Source organism: Thermoleptolyngbya sp. C42_A2020_037 (assembly GCF_015272455.1).
Lineage (GTDB): Bacteria > Cyanobacteriota > Cyanobacteriia > Elainellales > Elainellaceae > Thermoleptolyngbya.
The window spans coordinates 18,799-33,368 of record NZ_JACYLP010000014.1 but is presented as its reverse complement, the minus strand read 5'-3'; the positions used below and the strand labels follow the sequence as shown (position 1 = coordinate 33,368).

9 protein-coding genes are annotated in these 14,570 nt (G+C 55.9%); 3 read left to right on the top strand and 6 right to left on the bottom strand.

The window, feature by feature from the left end:
• Positions 1-46 precede the first annotated feature (46 nt).
• The 3 genes from sigC to IGS16_RS03965 form a co-directional block, all read right to left on the bottom strand.
• Positions 47-1,309: an RNA polymerase sigma factor SigC gene (gene sigC, locus IGS16_RS03975; RefSeq protein WP_297083497.1), complete on the bottom strand. Its 1,263-nt coding sequence runs from the start codon at positions 1,307-1,309 to the stop codon at positions 47-49.
• 1,088 nt (positions 1,310-2,397) lie between these two features.
• On the bottom strand, positions 2,398-2,877 hold the full coding sequence (locus IGS16_RS03970) for a peptidoglycan-binding protein (protein ID WP_297083496.1): 480 nt from the start codon (positions 2,875-2,877) through the stop codon (positions 2,398-2,400).
• 616 nt (positions 2,878-3,493) lie between these two features.
• The gene (locus tag IGS16_RS03965; protein ID WP_297083494.1) at positions 3,494-4,489 is read right to left on the bottom strand and encodes a PRC-barrel domain-containing protein; all 996 of its coding nucleotides are present in this window, start codon (positions 4,487-4,489) and stop codon (positions 3,494-3,496) included.
• Between the two features lie 407 nt (positions 4,490-4,896).
• On the opposite strand from IGS16_RS03965, the gene IGS16_RS03960 reads away from it, so the two are divergent.
• Entirely contained in the window at positions 4,897-6,375 is a 1,479-nt protein-coding gene (locus IGS16_RS03960; RefSeq protein ID WP_297083492.1) for an ATP-binding protein, read from the top strand.
• A gap of 37 nt (positions 6,376-6,412) precedes the next feature.
• Here the strand turns inward: IGS16_RS03960 and IGS16_RS03955 are convergent, their stop codons facing one another.
• Positions 6,413-6,616 carry a hypothetical protein gene (locus tag IGS16_RS03955; RefSeq protein WP_068514275.1) on the bottom strand — a complete coding sequence of 68 codons (204 nt, stop codon included), beginning with the start codon at positions 6,614-6,616 and terminating at the stop codon, positions 6,413-6,415.
• 87 nt (positions 6,617-6,703) lie between these two features.
• A complete protein-coding gene (locus tag IGS16_RS03950; protein WP_297083490.1) occupies positions 6,704-6,955 on the bottom strand; it encodes a hypothetical protein in 252 nt (83 codons plus the stop codon).
• A 450-nt stretch (positions 6,956-7,405) separates the two neighbouring features.
• Between IGS16_RS03950 and IGS16_RS03945 the strand changes: the two genes are divergently transcribed.
• Positions 7,406-7,975 carry a cell division protein SepF gene (locus IGS16_RS03945; RefSeq protein WP_297083489.1) on the top strand — a complete coding sequence of 190 codons (570 nt, stop codon included), beginning with the start codon at positions 7,406-7,408 and terminating at the stop codon, positions 7,973-7,975.
• Between the two features lie 78 nt (positions 7,976-8,053).
• On the opposite strand, the gene IGS16_RS03940 is transcribed toward IGS16_RS03945, so the two are convergent.
• Positions 8,054-8,530, bottom strand: a complete 477-nt coding sequence (locus IGS16_RS03940) for a thioesterase family protein (protein WP_068514286.1) — start codon at positions 8,528-8,530, stop codon at positions 8,054-8,056.
• Between the two features lie 431 nt (positions 8,531-8,961).
• Here IGS16_RS03940 and IGS16_RS03935 point away from each other — a divergent pair, with 431 nt between their 5' ends.
• Positions 8,962-14,454 (top strand): helix-hairpin-helix domain-containing protein, encoded by a 5,493-nt coding sequence (locus tag IGS16_RS03935; RefSeq protein ID WP_297083487.1) that lies wholly within the window; start codon positions 8,962-8,964, stop codon positions 14,452-14,454.
• The last annotated feature ends 116 nt before the right edge of the window (positions 14,455-14,570 follow it).

Here is a 14,570-nt window from a genome sequence, read left to right as displayed (position 1 = left end):
CCTTTCCGCCCTAAATCTCCAGATCCGGAATTCTGGCTTCTGCTATTTAAGACAGCGCCTCCAGGTAATCGCGGACGCGGTTGCGACGCTTGGGCTGACGCAGCTTTTGTAGCGCCTTCGCTTCAATTTGGCGCACCCGCTCACGGGACAGATCCAGCGCCCGGCCAATTTCCGCCAGGGAATAGGGTTGTCCGTCACCCAGCCCAAAGCGCATCTGAATCACGTCGCGCTCTCGACTGGTAAGGTCGGTAAGCAACTGCTGCAAATCGCGGATCAGGGATTCCCGCATCAGCAGTTCCTCTGGCGATGCGCCTTCGGTTTCCAGCAGGTCGCCCAGTTCCGTGTCGCGCTCCTTGCCCACTTTGGTTTCTAGGGATACAGCGCGGGGGACGCGCTGCAACACCTCGCGCACCTGGGGCGCGGTCATGTCGAGTTCGGCGGCGATGTCCTCATAGGTGGCGGTGCGGCCCTTCTCCTGGGAGACTTTGCGCTGCGCTTTTTTGATTTTGTTGAGCTTTTCGGTGATGTGGACGGGCAAGCGGATAATTCGGCTTTGGGTGGCGATCGCCCGCGTAATCCCCTGCCGAATCCACCAATAGGCGTAGGTGCTGAAGCGATAACCCTTCGTCGGGTCAAACTTCTCCACTGCTCGCTCCAGACCCAGCGTGCCCTCTTGAATCAGATCCAGCAATTCCAGTCCGCGATTCTGATACTTCTTGGCCACCGACACCACTAGGCGCAGGTTGGCCTTGATCATGTGATCCTTGGCAGACAGCCCTTCCGACTGCACCAGTTCTAGCTCTTCTACCGGACGCTGCACCAGCTCGGCCCAGCGGCGCTTGCCCTGTGCCAGCAGCGGCTTCAGTTCCGTCACAGCGATTCCCGCTGCCTCGGCCCAGCGCTCCAGCGAGGGACGATGCCCCAGCATGGATGCCAGCCGATCTTGGGTTTCCATAATTTGCAGGTAGCGCTGGAGCGCTTGGTCGCCCTGTTCGGCTGCTTTGTGGCAAGCCTCTAGCAAAGACATGTAGCGCTGCACCTTTTGAGCTTCCGAGACTTCTTCATCGCGCCCCAGGAGCCGCACCCGCCCAATTTCCTGGAGGTAGAGTCGCACTAGGTCAGTCGTGCGCCGCGCGGTGGCGTTTTTGCCGATTGCACCCGCCCCATACTCCAGTTCCAGGCTTGCCAAATCCTCGCTCAGTTGCGCTTCTAGATCGTCATCTTGAGCGTTGACAGCGCCAGTTTGAAGCTCAAAGCGATTCGAGGAGTCGTTGTAGTCCGCCTCAGCGGAGAAAGATCTTGCTGGCATAGTACTCGTCTCAGTTGCTCCAGGTAACAAGGGGCTTCTTTCACTGCTTACCGATAGTGTTCCCGGTATTCAGGACTAATCCATCAGGACTGAAAAAGAATATTCAGGTTCCACCCGACCGTTTCTTGAGCATCTCAGCTAGGATTTCCAGGATTTCCAGTCCTCAGCACAAAGCAATGCCAACTAACCCTGCGACTGGAGTCGAGTGCCACATCCGAAATGAGGGCTTGCGGAAGGGTGGCTATGCTTGGCAGATCGTGGCAGGCTTCCAGGCTAAGGAAACGGATTCGTCAACAGGTTGCCCCTTGATTCAGTGTTGGCAAACCGTAACTCCATAAAATCCGAATGCTGACTCAGCCCTAGAGATTCGGTCTATAACATCTATCGGCTCCGACCAATTAGTTTATGCAAGTTCTACGCGGGTCTTATGGCGCAGTGGTGATGCTAATGGCCTAGATGCACCCGACTTTGACCGCAAACTGCTCAATGCCCGTTACCATAAAGCGGTCTTGATGCAAGACGCAGACTCAAGCGAGTCACAAACAGGTTGACCGAAGCAGCTTGCAAAAAGCTCTTACATAAAGTTCTACAGGCTGCCCTCCGAAAATTCCCGAGGGGGCCTCTGAAGTTCACACTTCCTACATCAAAAGAACCTAAATTCGGCGGGTATTTTGTCCGCAAAAAGGCGGAGTCTGGTTTCAAAGAATACAAATTTGAAACTCAAATTCCGGCGGCGCGTGAGATTTGGGTGGGCGATCGCCCCTTTCCCTTTTTCAGACCATATTTTCTGCTAGCTCTATGGCTGCCAGACAGAGCGACCGCCAAATTGCACCAATAGCTGATTTCAAGCACATCTTGCGCTTCTAGACGAGAGATTAAAGGGCTGCATGGAGCGAGTTGGGTGCAGGCAGAGCAAAAGAGACAGGGCGATCGCCCTGCTGTGTAATCTGCTTTGTTAATAGTTTGTATAGATATCGTCCCGGGACTTGCAAAATTTTGAGTCTTCAGGATGCGGATGATGAGGATGCAGATGACGGCTTTGGGACAACGTTGATTACATGCCCTTGCTCTGGGTCGATTCCAGCCCACTAATTTGCACAGGGACAAGGGGTACGCCGATTGCCAGCGCTGCTGAGGGCTTGCCGGAGTTGCTGCTTGAGGTCTTCTTCAATAGCGCTGCGGACGCTAGCCGTGGCAACGCCAGTCACAGGCAGTTTGCGTTGCGCTTGAAACTGCTGAACGGCGCTAACCGTGCGCGGCCCATAAAACTCGCTGATAGACAGATCCGGACTCACGGTTTGTTTCAGTCCGTGGTGCAAGTTACGGACAAGCTGGCGTGCTTTTTCCTGGGTAGGCTGGTCTGCTTCGCCCGTCAGCGGCAGCCCGTAGTGTGCCTGAAAGGTGCGAATTGCCAGTTGCAGGTCATCCCTCGCCCGTTGGCTTTGTCCTTTGCGCTGCTCTGGCTGCGGGTTGTTTTGCAGGCTGTCCGAATTTGCGTCCGAATTAGCGAAATATCCTAGCCCCGATAGCACGGCGATGAATTGTTGCAAAGAATAAACCGTTTTCATGGTCACGAATCCTGAAGTTTGGTCGGGGGGTCGAGTGCTAGGTGCGCTGCAAGGGCTAGACTAGCTCCCCGCAAGGTAACCTTGCTAAAACTCTGAAACTGCTTAGGACTTACGCACTTGCGATAAGCTCTTTGGGTTTTGGACAATTTCTTGCGGGCTGCGCCCACGAGAAATTGCCCAACTGCGTGAGTCCTACTGCTATTTAATCCTGAAGGCTTGATGGTGGAACCTTGCACTAGAAAACCGTCTGGAAGGAAGGGCGGGGGTGCAATGGGAACACCCCCACTTGCAGAAGGTTCGTTCACCAAGTCGAGATACAACCTGAATCGCTCTCTAGTATCAAGATAGGCAAAGGCTCAAAATAACTCTTCATGCTGCGGTGTAGACCCAGATCACCCACTCTGATCACCCGCTAGTATGAACCTCTAGGTTTGTTGCAAAAAGGGCGATCGCCCAATCCGTCCTTCTCCATCAAACGCTATCGAAAAAGGTGTGGATTGTGCGATCGCCCTTGTCATCCCGACTACCCCCTGGAAATCCATTCTTGTGGATTCAGACGGGTTGAGACCTACTGCTAACGGTAGGAGACTATAAGATTAGGGGATTAGGGAACAGATTAAAGATCAGCGGAATCAGGCAGTTCTTCTGGGCTGGCGGCAGGCGGCTCGGTGGGCTGGCGGCGCTGGGTTGCCTCGGCGATCGCCCCCTGAGCCTGTTCCGAAAGCTGCTGTGCTTTGTCCTGCGCCTGGGCCGTGAGGTTGGCCATAGACTCTTTGGCTTTTTCCCCCGTTGCTTGCACCTGGGTCGTCGCGTCGGCTAGTCTCTCTTTGGCCTGGGCTGCGGCGTTTTCAGCCGTTTGCTGAAGCTGTCCAGCTTTATCCGAAAGGGTTTCCTTTGCCTTTTCAGTCGTTTGCTGAAGTTGCTCAGCCTTGTCAGCAAGGGTGGCTTTGGTTTGCTCGGTTAGCGACTGGGCGCTGCTTTGCACCTGCCCGACCAACCCCGTCAGTTTTTGCTTGAGGTTGCTGACATCTGCCTTGGTTTGAGAATAATCTTTCTTGAGGAACTCCCGCGCCTGCTGCACTTTCTGCACCACGCCGGGGCTTTCCAACTCCGCCGCCTCGACCGAAGACACGGTGCAGACCAAGCGGCGATCGCTCACACCGATCACGCCCGCCGGGTGCAGCCGATATAGCCCGCTCGTCAGCCCGCCCCAGCCGTCGGTTGTAAATAGATAATCCAGCACGTGCCCGCTCGTCGGGTCAAGGCGATAATCCACCACCAGCCCGGCGCGACTGCCGCCGTCCGTCCAGACCTCATCTCCCAGCACAAACACAACCGTATCGGGCTTGGTCGCTTCTGGGCCAATGTGGGCCTTGAGAATGACCCCTTCAGAGCCGATGCTAGCGATTTGCAGCCAATTATAGGCATGGCGCTTGATCCCTAATGCGCCTGCTGTGCATTCCAGCCCCACAATTTGATGCGCTTTGGGGTCAAGCCAGAGCCGACTGACGCGCCCGACTTCCTCCGCCGTATCGGGCTTGATGACAACTTTGCCGATCACCTCACTTTGCAACATGACCGGATTTGCCGCAGCAGTGGAATCAGTAGTCATAAAGGAACGGGGGGTAGAGGTTTAAAGAGGCAGGAAAATGGGGGTTGCAGGCGAGTCGGAATGGGAAACGGTTGTTTAGTCTAATTTTCAGCCTTCACGCCGAATCCTGACCGCCTACGTCCCTCTATACGCCCTTCTAAAGGATAGATGCTGTTTTTTGATTCCTGGGCATTCTAAACAAATAATTTCGTCTGATCGCTTTGTAATTTTTTTGATAATTTCCGTCTAACAGTTTCCGAATTGACAGCGATCGCCCAGTTTTACAGACTTTCCCAGCCAAGACTGGCTCAGTCTGCCGCTGGGACTGTTTTCTGAATTTTATGGATAACTTGTTCATGATATCGAGCGATTTCCCGACAGATTGCCCAGCAGCATCTCCTTTAGCAGGGGTACTGCCTGAGGGCTTTTTGATTCCCCGATTGCGCGAGACCGGCATTCAGGTGCTTAGCTCAGAGTCTACGCTGGAGGAATTGCCGCTGCACGACTTTCAGGCAAGCTATGAGCAGACGGGGCTACAAGTTGCGGCGGTGTTTGAGCAGCATCCAGCGCTGCCGGGAGTCGTGCTGTGGGATGCGGCGCGGTTTGTGGGGATGCTGTCGCGTCAGCGCTTGCTGGAATATCTGCTGCGTCCGCATGGAACAGAGTTGTTTCTCAGTCGCCCACTGAAGGTATTGCATAGCTATGCTTGCCAGCCGCCGCTGGTGTTGCCGGGTCATACGCCGATTTTGGCAGCGGCGCAGCAGGTCTTACGGCGATCGCCCGACCAGTTCAACGAGCCAATTGTGGTGCAGGCAGACGGGGCCTATTATCTGCTCAGCCCCCACGAGCTAAATCGGGCCCACTGGCAGATTCGCGGCATCGAAACCCAGGTGCGCTATGAGCGAACCCAGGTGCAACTGATTCAGAGCGAAAAAATGGCCGGGCTGGGGCGACTGGTGGACGGCGTGGCCCATGAAATTCTCGATCCGGTGGGTTTTATCTGGGGAAACCTCAGCCATGTGTCGAGCTATGCTGCCGACCTGTTGACTCTGGTCGCCGCCTACGAAGCCAGCCTGCCGTCAGTGCCGCCTGCGGTGCAGCAGCTTCAGCACGCCATCGAGCTAGAGTACGTAAAACGTGACCTGCCCCAGGCGATCGCCAGCATTCGCGCCGGGGCCGAGCGGCTCAAGAACCTGGCCACCAGCCTGCAAAACTTTTGCCATGTCGATGAAGTCTATCCCAAGCCTGCCAACCTGCATGAATGCCTTGACAGCATGGTGCTGCTGCTGAAAAGCCGCCTGACTGGAGAAATCGACATCGTGTGTGAATATGGGCATCTGCCGCCCGTGCCCTGCTTTATTGGGCAACTGAGTCAGGTGTTTATGAATATCCTGATCAACGCGGTTGAGGCCCTGCTAGACTCGGCCACTTACCAAAACTGGGTTGAGGGGATGGGCGATCGCCCCACCCACGCGGCGGCCGGTTCTCTCCGCAAACCCCAGATCGTCATCACTACAGCTATCCAGGGACTGTCAGACCCATCACCCAGCGGCGGGACATCGGCCAACCCATCGGGGGCGATCGCTCCAGCCCACTCAGACCCCATCCAAGCAACCGCTAAAACAGCCCAGTCGCCCTCAGGCGCAGCAGCGCGAAACGAACGCCGCTGGGTGTCTGTCCGCATTACGGACAACGGCCCCGGACTCTCGCCCGAAGTCCAGCAGCGTATTCTGGAGTCGTTCACCGTCGAGCGTCGTGCCGCCAAAGAAACCAGCCTATCCGTCAGCTATCAAATTGTCACCGCCAAACACGGCGGCCAGTTTCGCCTTAAATCCCCCGCCCTTTTCCCTACCGATGCGCCCGCTGGCATCGGCACCGAATTTGAGATTCTTTTGCCACTCTCCTAGAATCTGTCGTTGAAATCTCATCCCTAACATCTCACCCCTACCCCTCCCTAGAATCCAGGTGCGATCGCCGGGCCTCTTGTTCGACCAGCATTTTGGCAATGCCCTGAAGGTTTTGCGCGGCAAATTGGAAGTAGGTGGCGGCTTTGGTATCGGCTCCGAGTTCTAGGAAATAAACGGCGTGTTCCAGCGCCGCTTGGGCGATCGCATACTGTCGCGTAATCGGTGATTGCATAACGTTCATGGTTAGTCACATCAGTCACAACAGTCACAACAGAGGTCGGCGCGGCAGAAGTTGTGAAGTGCCGCAGGGCGCTGACTCTACCCACGACTACAGCCCAGGGTTGACCAAAAGCTGCGATCGCCACAACCCCGCCCGACACACAAACGCGCAATATTGCCGAATTAGCGCTTGCTGGCTAGAAGGCGGCAGTCGTCGGGCCGTGTCGTATCGGGCGATCGCCCAGGCAATGGCATCGGCGGCATCAATGGGCACTCCCGCCTCGATCAGCTTGCGCCAATAGGTGGGTTTGATTTCGCGAGTCCGATTGCGTCGAGGTAGCGCTGACCGAGTCTCATTCATGGCTGGAACACTCTCTGGGTTAGCTGTGACTACTATCTCCTGTTTCACGCTCCAGCCAGGTGATTCCACAAATCTAGGGGGGTGATAATTCTCTGGAAATCGGGTGACTGCCAGGGCCCCTGCGTTGTGATGGGCCGTCCCAGGACATGTGACGAGCGTCACCGGAATTGGGCAGGTAGAACTCGCCGTCCGGAGTAGACCGCGAAGCGCCTGAACTTTCGCCTTCGTTACAAAACTTGACCCGTCACAAAACTTGAGCGGAACCACTTTAGGATTTCGGGCACACAGGTTAAAATAGAACAAGCGAACTAAATTCAGGCTTGATTTGATTTTTTGAGTTCTAAGTTTTTGAGTTCTAAGTTTGAGTTCTATATTTTGATTCCTGTACTGTCCGTAGCGATCTCTGCGCCGCCATAGCCACCCCCTCCGTCCTCTCACCCTCCCACAGCCATGAGCTTCTTCCAGCGAATTCAAGACGTGTTTGGTTTGGGCGAACCCTACGACGATGCCGAGTACGAAGACCTGGGATACGCCGCCGAAGACGAGTCCTACGGCTATGCCAATGCCTACCCCGAGCAAGTTCCGCCCCCGTCGCCCGCCCCTCGCCGTCGTGGGGGTGCTGCACCCAATAGCGTCCCCAATAATGTCGTAGGCCTGCCGCGTGCTGCTGGGCATCAGCCCGAAGTGGTGTTGATGGAGCCGCGCTCCTTTGAAGAAATTCCCCAAGCGGTGCGGGCGCTGCGAGAGCGCAAGTCAGTCATTCTGAATCTAGGGCTAATGGAGCCAGACCAGGCCCAGCGGGCGGCCGACTATGTGGCAGGTGGAGCCTATGCAGTGGATGGACACCAGGAGCGGCTGGGCGACCACATTTTCCTATTCACTCCCAGCTTTGTGCAGATCAGCAGCTTTACCTCGATGGGCCGGGGCGATCTGCCGCTAGGCAACCTGACCTATCCTCCCACTCCGACCCCAAAGGGGCCGCCGACTTCGCCGCCACCCTGGCCCGGTAATGCGTTCTGATCGCCACTTCCAATCGCCGCTTCTGAACGTTTGCCTTGGACGAGCGATCGCCCATCTGCCCCCTACCGAGAGTAGGTTCTAAAGCAACGTTTCCAAATCATCAAACACCTTTTCTCCTTCGCGGCTCCATTGGCTGAGCCACTTCATCACCTCTAGCGGTAGGGGCGATCGCGCACGCTGGGCGCTGTCAATGCACACATGCTTGGTAAAGGCGCGGGCAACGCAGGTTTCCTGGATTTCGGGAATTTCCTTGCCCACTCGCTCCACCGTAAACACTTCGTACTCGATCTCAAACTCGCTGTCCTTCAGCTTTTTGGGCGTGACGTAAATCTTCTGCTCGTCCCCACAAAAAGACGGCCGCATAAAATCTACCGTGGCGTGAGTAATAGGAATCGCAATACGCGGGTAGCAAAAAAAGGCATTGAGATTAATCCCTGAGGCGGCGAGGGAGGCTTCATAGGCTTCGTGGCACATGGCCAGCACGTTGGCAAAATACACAACGCCGGCCGCGTCGGTGTCTTGAAAACGGACAGTGCGAGAGTAAGTGAAGGGCATACCCAAATAACGGCTCAATGACAGCTTTGTACTTGATGAGAATCCTATCAACTCTTTTGCCCATCTTTTGCACAACGCGACTCATGAAATCGCCAAGGAATCGCTAAAGTCTTGCGGCGCGTTGTGCCAGATCTAGCAATCTAAAATCACCAATCTAATCATTATGGTGGGTAAGGGGATTGTTCTGGCGATTGCCCCTGCAAACGTGCCGCAAACTTTGGAATTGCTTAAGGTGCATGGGCATTGCTTGTGTTCTGTACAACTGACGCAAATCCGTCCTCTGGACTATCTCTAGAGGAGATGGTAGCGCGCTGGGTGGTAGCGCTGTTTTTGCATTTGGCAGCATTGTGGGGGGTTAGGTTAGCGTTCCGGGAGTCTTCGGATAGCCTGCACTGCACGATTTTTATTCACCTTTCGCCAATATCCTCCTCATGTCACAGAATTTTGGTTTTTGGGCAGACCGTTTTGCTTCGGCTGGACTGGCTGCATCAGGTCTTTTGCTTGTGCTGCTAGGAATGATGCCTGCTGGCATGGCCGCGCCCAATACGGTTGGGCGGGATGTTCAGCCAGATGTAGCGGATTTGCAAGCTGTAAACCTGGAACCTACAACGTTCATCCGGATAGACGGGGCCCGCGATCTGCTGCCGCTGAATCGGGCGCTAAAGCAGCAGCTTGAGGCAGAATCACTCAGCCTCAGGGTGGAGGTGCAGGCCAATGGAACAGAGGCGGGGCTGGCGGCGCTGAAGCGAGGCGAGGTCGATTTGGTGGCACTGGAGCGATCGCTCACGCCAGACGAACTCGCTCAGGGCTTCAAAACGCTATGGTTGGATCAGGCGCAAATCGCAGTCATCGTGGGTGAGGATAATCCCTTTAAGGGACATTTGACGGTACAGCAGTTCGAGCAAATCCTGCGCGGAGAGATTACCAACTGGACGCAGGTGGGCGGGCCCGATCGCCCGATTCGCCTAATTGATCGCCCGGCCACTAGCGAAACACGGGCAGTTTTGCAGCAATATGGATTGGTGCCGCCAGGTGTACCGCCAGCAGCAGTGAACCGAGTGCTGCTGAAAACTGATGACACGGCTGAGGTCATTGCCAAGTTGGGGAAAGATGGGATTGGCTATGCAATCGCCGACCAGTTGACCCAGCAGACCAAAGCCCGCGTGGTAAAGCTAGCGGTTTCCCAAGAAGTCTTGCCGACAGATGCGCGGTATCCGCTGGAGCAGGTGGGGGCGATCGCCTATCGACCCGGTTCTCCCGCAGCAGCCGTGGTGCAAAACCTGACCTCATCGCCTGATGGACAGGCGCTGCTGAGCGAGGCAAAGCGAGCGATCGCGCTGGAGGCAGGCAAACCCAAAACCGTGGCGATCGCTCCTGGCGAGGTGGTTCCTGGTGGGCGCGGCATCGGCTCTTTGCTGAAGTGGGTGCTAGTGCCGCTGCTGGTGCTGGGCGGGTTGCTGACGCTGGTGCAAACGGTTCTGGCGCGACAGGCTCGGCAGCGAAATCGAGCGTTGTCTGCGGCGGAACAGGCCGGGTCGTTAGGGCGATCGCCAGACTTTGCCCCAACTCGCCCAGCAGCGACGGTTGCCAAAACCATGACCAATAGCGCCCAAGTTCGCATCCCAAATGACACAGCCTGGACTTCCGTAGCGGACGCAGTGGTAATTGAAGACAGTCCAGACGTTGAACAAGAAACTGAACCGGCAGAGGAACAGATTGATGATATCGACATCATTCCACAGATCGATGCTGAGCAGGAAAGCATCGATCCCGAAGCTGGTACGGCAAAATTTCCAGAATCAGAATTAAATCTCGAACCCGAGAATGAACTATTCCTGGAATCAACTGCTGATGTGACAGCGACCGACGTTGACACAGATGTTGACACGGTTGATGCCAAAGCAAGTGATGCTGAAGTGATTGATGAGGTGGAGGATAAACCAGAACCAGAATCTGAAGCCGTCATCGAGTCGGACGCAGAAGAGTTAGACGTAGAACTCCTCACAGAAAATACGCCGCTAGCAGAGGGCGATCGCGCTTCGTTGACAACCAAACAGGAACGCATAGAGGAACATGAAAATGGGCCTAATACGCCTATAGATGAACCCACAGGTGAATTCACATCAGAGGAAGTTCAAACTGCTTTGGTGACTGGGCTGGCCCTTTCACAAGCATTGATGGGCGAACCCAAACAGACACCATCGCTCATAGAAACGCTCCGGTCAGAAAAGCAAACATTGGAACTGGAACTCGAGGCGCTGCGATCGCGCTTGCAGGATGCTGACACTCGGCAAATTGAGCTAGAGGCAGCGTTGGAAACTGCACGCGCAGAACAGTCCGAGCGCACGGCTGACCTAGACGAACTGCGCCAAGCGCTGGCAGGCGTTACCCAGGAAAAGGAAAGCTACTGGCAGGCGCTGAGCGGCTTTTATGCCGCCTTTGTGGGCGAATCGCTGAACCCTGGAGAGCGAGTCGATTTCGCCCAGCTTCGCCCCCAAATTGAGCTTCGTCAGGCAGATTTGGCGGCATTGCACGATCAGCTTGAAATAAGCCAGCGCGAACGAGAGGCGATCGCCGCCGATCTGGAAGCCGCAAGCGCAGAGCTACGCCAGGTGAACGCCGAGCGGAACGAACTGACGAATCAGATTGTCTTGCTTCAGCGAGAGCTAGAAGCACAGCGAAGTTCAGAAACGGCTGCTGAAGAAGAAACACAGAATCTTCGAGTTTTGTTGCAGTCAGCGCAAGCAGAGAAGACGGATCTAGACGCGCAGCTAGATGCTCTGCGATCGCAGTTTGAACGCATTCAAGCTGAAAAGAATGACGTAGAGGGAGAACTGATATCGCTGCGATCGCGGCTCACGGAACTGGAAGGCTTGGAGTCAGAACTGCGAACGGAACTGGAAACCGCGCGATCGCAGGCTGCAAACGCTGAAGCAGTCATTTCTGAAACGGAAAACACTTTGTCAGCATTGCGCCTAGAGCTTGACGCTGAGAAGGCAACCCGAAGCGAGTTGGACGCAGAAGTGACGCTGCTGCGGGCCAGCGTAGCCGAAGCCACTCGCGTTCGGGCAGAGGAAGAGGCAGCCCGGGCAGAACTGTTGTCGCAAACCGAGGCGCTGGCAACCGAGCGGGACGCGCTTGGGGATGAGCTTGCGACCTTCCGCACTCGTGTAGCAGAACTCCAGAAAGAACTGGAGGCTGCACAAGCTGCCCATGCAGCAGAGCTTGTGACTCTGAGGGCCCAGTTGGATGCGTTCGTTGAGGAACAAACGGCCGCCCAGCAAGCCGCAGCCGCAGACCTGGAAGACCTGCAAGCCCGGTTAAACCATCTCATAGAGGAACGTGACGCGCTGGATTTAGAACTGTCCACAGTTCGCACTCAGCTTTCGGATGCCACTGCCGCAGGCGAAGCAGGGGCGCGAGAGTTAACGGAATTGCGAACTCAATTAGAGGCGATCGCCGCTGAGCGAGAAGCCGTAATCTTACAACTTGCAACGCTGCAAACTCAGTTTGACGAAATAGTTCAGGAGCGCGAGGCGCTGACGGCAGACCTAGCGAATCTCAACACCCAGCTAGCAGATAAAACGGCTGCACAGGAAACGCTAGAATCCGAACTGGCGGCTCTGCGAACGCAGTTGGGCAACATCACGAAAGAACGCAATGAATTGACAACTCAGCTTGATGAATTGCGGGCCCATCTCGATGAGATTGCTGAACAGCGCTCTGCGTTTGAAACTGAACTGACTGCACTGCGTCCCCAAATGCTGAATCTAACCGCTGAACGGGATGCATTTGAGGCAGAAATTGCACCGCTTCGGGCGCAGCTAGACGAAATGACTCAAGAGCGCGATCGCCGTGAAGCTGAGCTATCTACACTGCACTCTCAGATAAACGACATTACCCTGGAGAAGGATGCGTTTGAGGCAGAGAGCGCGATGCTTCGCGCACGACTGGGTGAACTTGAGCATGAACGCAATACCTTTGAAGCAGATTTAACCGCGCTACAAGTTCAGTTCGATGAATTTGAAAGCGGACGAGAGGCGCTGGACTCAGAATTGAGCACGCTGCGGACTCAGTTGAAAGCGGTTCAGGATGATGCGATAGGTGTAAAGGCTTCTCTCGAGTCAGAACTGGGAACGCTGCGAGAGCAATTAGTTCAAGTGACAAATGAACGAAACCAGTTTGAGACTGAGTTAGCCTCTGCACAGAAACAGCAGGAGGAGATTGCTCAGGAACGCGATCAGGAACGTCTTGCGCTACAGGAACGGATCGATGCCTTGCAAGAGCAGGTTGCGACGGTGAGCGGCGATCGCACAACGATTGAAACAGAACTGGTCGCTCTCCGCGCTCGGCTAGAGGATATCGAGGTGGAATGGCGATCGCGCGTCCAGACGCTTGAAGCCGAGTCCGAAACGCTTCGACAGGCGCAGGCAGAAACCCAAGCTCAGCGAGAAGCGCTTCAGGCAGAACGAGACACTCTTGTGGCACAGCTTGCCGAGGTGCGGTTGCAGTTAGAATCGCTGCCGCTGGCGCTGACGGCGGAGGCTGGTGCGGCAGGAGCTGGTGCGGTAGGGGCGATCGCCTCCTCGGACGCAGGCACATCCAGCATCGCCACCGAATCGCCAGATCGCGAAATCGTTCAGGCAACAGGGCTGATGACAGATATTCGGCACGACCCGCTGCGCGATATCAACGGCATCGGCCCAATTTATGAACAAAAGTTGTTCAATGCAGGCATTTACACCTTCGCAGATCTGGCGGCGCTCACGCCAGCGCAGGTGCAGGAGATTATTCGTCCCGCCGCCTGGCAGCAGATTTTTCCCGCTGTATGGATTCAGGAAGCCGCTCGGTTGGCTCAGGGAGTAGATGTTCCCGCAGACATCGACCATGACCCGCTGCGCGACATCAATGGCATCGGCCCGGTATATGAACAGAAGCTATTTGACGGCGGCATTTGCACCTTCGCGGATTTGGCTGCTGCAACACCAGAGCAGTTGCGAACCCTGATTCGGCCGGAAAGCTGGCAGCGGTTTGATCCGGAGGCGTGGATTGCCGAAGCGCAGGTGATTAGTGGGCGATCGCCCTCTCCCATTCCCGCTGAGATTCCCCGCGATCCGCTGCTGGATATCAACGGCATTGGCCCGGTATATGAGCAAAAGCTGTTTGCGGCCGGAATCACCACCTTTGCCGATCTAGCCGCCGCCACACCAGAGCAACTGCACGACATTATCCAGCCAGAAAGCTGGCAGCGCTTCACGCCGGAAGCCTGGATTGCAGAAGCCCGCCGCCTAACTGGAAATGCAGAGGTTCCTACAGAAACAGCCCGCGATCCGCTGCTGGATATCAACGGCGTTGGCCCTGTCTACGAGCAAAAGCTGTTCGATGCGGGCATCACCACCTTTGCCGACCTGGCCGCCGCCACGCCGGAACGACTGCGAGAGATCCTCCAGCCGGAGCGATGGCAACGGTTTACGCCAGATGCCTGGATTGCCGAAGCAGCAGCACTCGCAGCGCGATCGCCCGAATCGCATCCCGACCGTGACCCGCTGTATGAAATTAACGGCATTGGCCCGGTTTATGAGCAAAAGCTGTTTGCCGCCGGAATCACTACGTTTGCAGCCTTGGCGGAAACCACCGAGGCACAGATTTTAGAAATCATTCAGCCCGCATCCTGGCAGCGTATTTTCCCGAACTTGTGGATTGAAGAGGCGCGAGAGCGATCGCGCCAGTCAATCCAACCCCAGCCCGACCAAACAGCGTCTACCGAATCCACTGAAACTCCTGCTGAAGCCTCCGCTACTGAAACGCCTGCCCAAGTAGAACCGCCAGCCGCCAGCCCAATTGCAAAGCCGCCTAGCAGTCCTCCACCCAAGTCCACGCCATCTCGGAAAAAGCCGCCCAGCAAGCGAGGCAAGCGCCGCTAAAACACGGGCGATCGCCCACGTTGGTTGTATGGGTTCGTCACGTTTCTGCGATTGCCAAAGCAAACGGCACAGAATACGAGTTAAACCTCCCGATACGCTGCCCGATGAATCTGTCG

Coding starts and splice junctions, on each gene's coding strand:
- sigC (WP_297083497.1), bottom strand. CDS start 1,309: ATGCCAGCAAGATCTTTCTCCGCTGAGGCGGACTACAACGACTCCTCG.
- IGS16_RS03970 (WP_297083496.1), bottom strand. CDS start 2,877: ATGAAAACGGTTTATTCTTTGCAACAATTCATCGCCGTGCTATCGGGG.
- IGS16_RS03965 (WP_297083494.1), bottom strand. CDS start 4,489: ATGACTACTGATTCCACTGCTGCGGCAAATCCGGTCATGTTGCAAAGT.
- IGS16_RS03955 (WP_068514275.1), bottom strand. CDS start 6,616: ATGAACGTTATGCAATCACCGATTACGCGACAGTATGCGATCGCCCAA.
- IGS16_RS03950 (WP_297083490.1), bottom strand. CDS start 6,955: ATGAATGAGACTCGGTCAGCGCTACCTCGACGCAATCGGACTCGCGAA.
- IGS16_RS03945 (WP_297083489.1), top strand. CDS start 7,406: ATGAGCTTCTTCCAGCGAATTCAAGACGTGTTTGGTTTGGGCGAACCC.
- IGS16_RS03940 (WP_068514286.1), bottom strand. CDS start 8,530: ATGCCCTTCACTTACTCTCGCACTGTCCGTTTTCAAGACACCGACGCG.
- IGS16_RS03935 (WP_297083487.1), top strand. CDS start 8,962: ATGTCACAGAATTTTGGTTTTTGGGCAGACCGTTTTGCTTCGGCTGGA.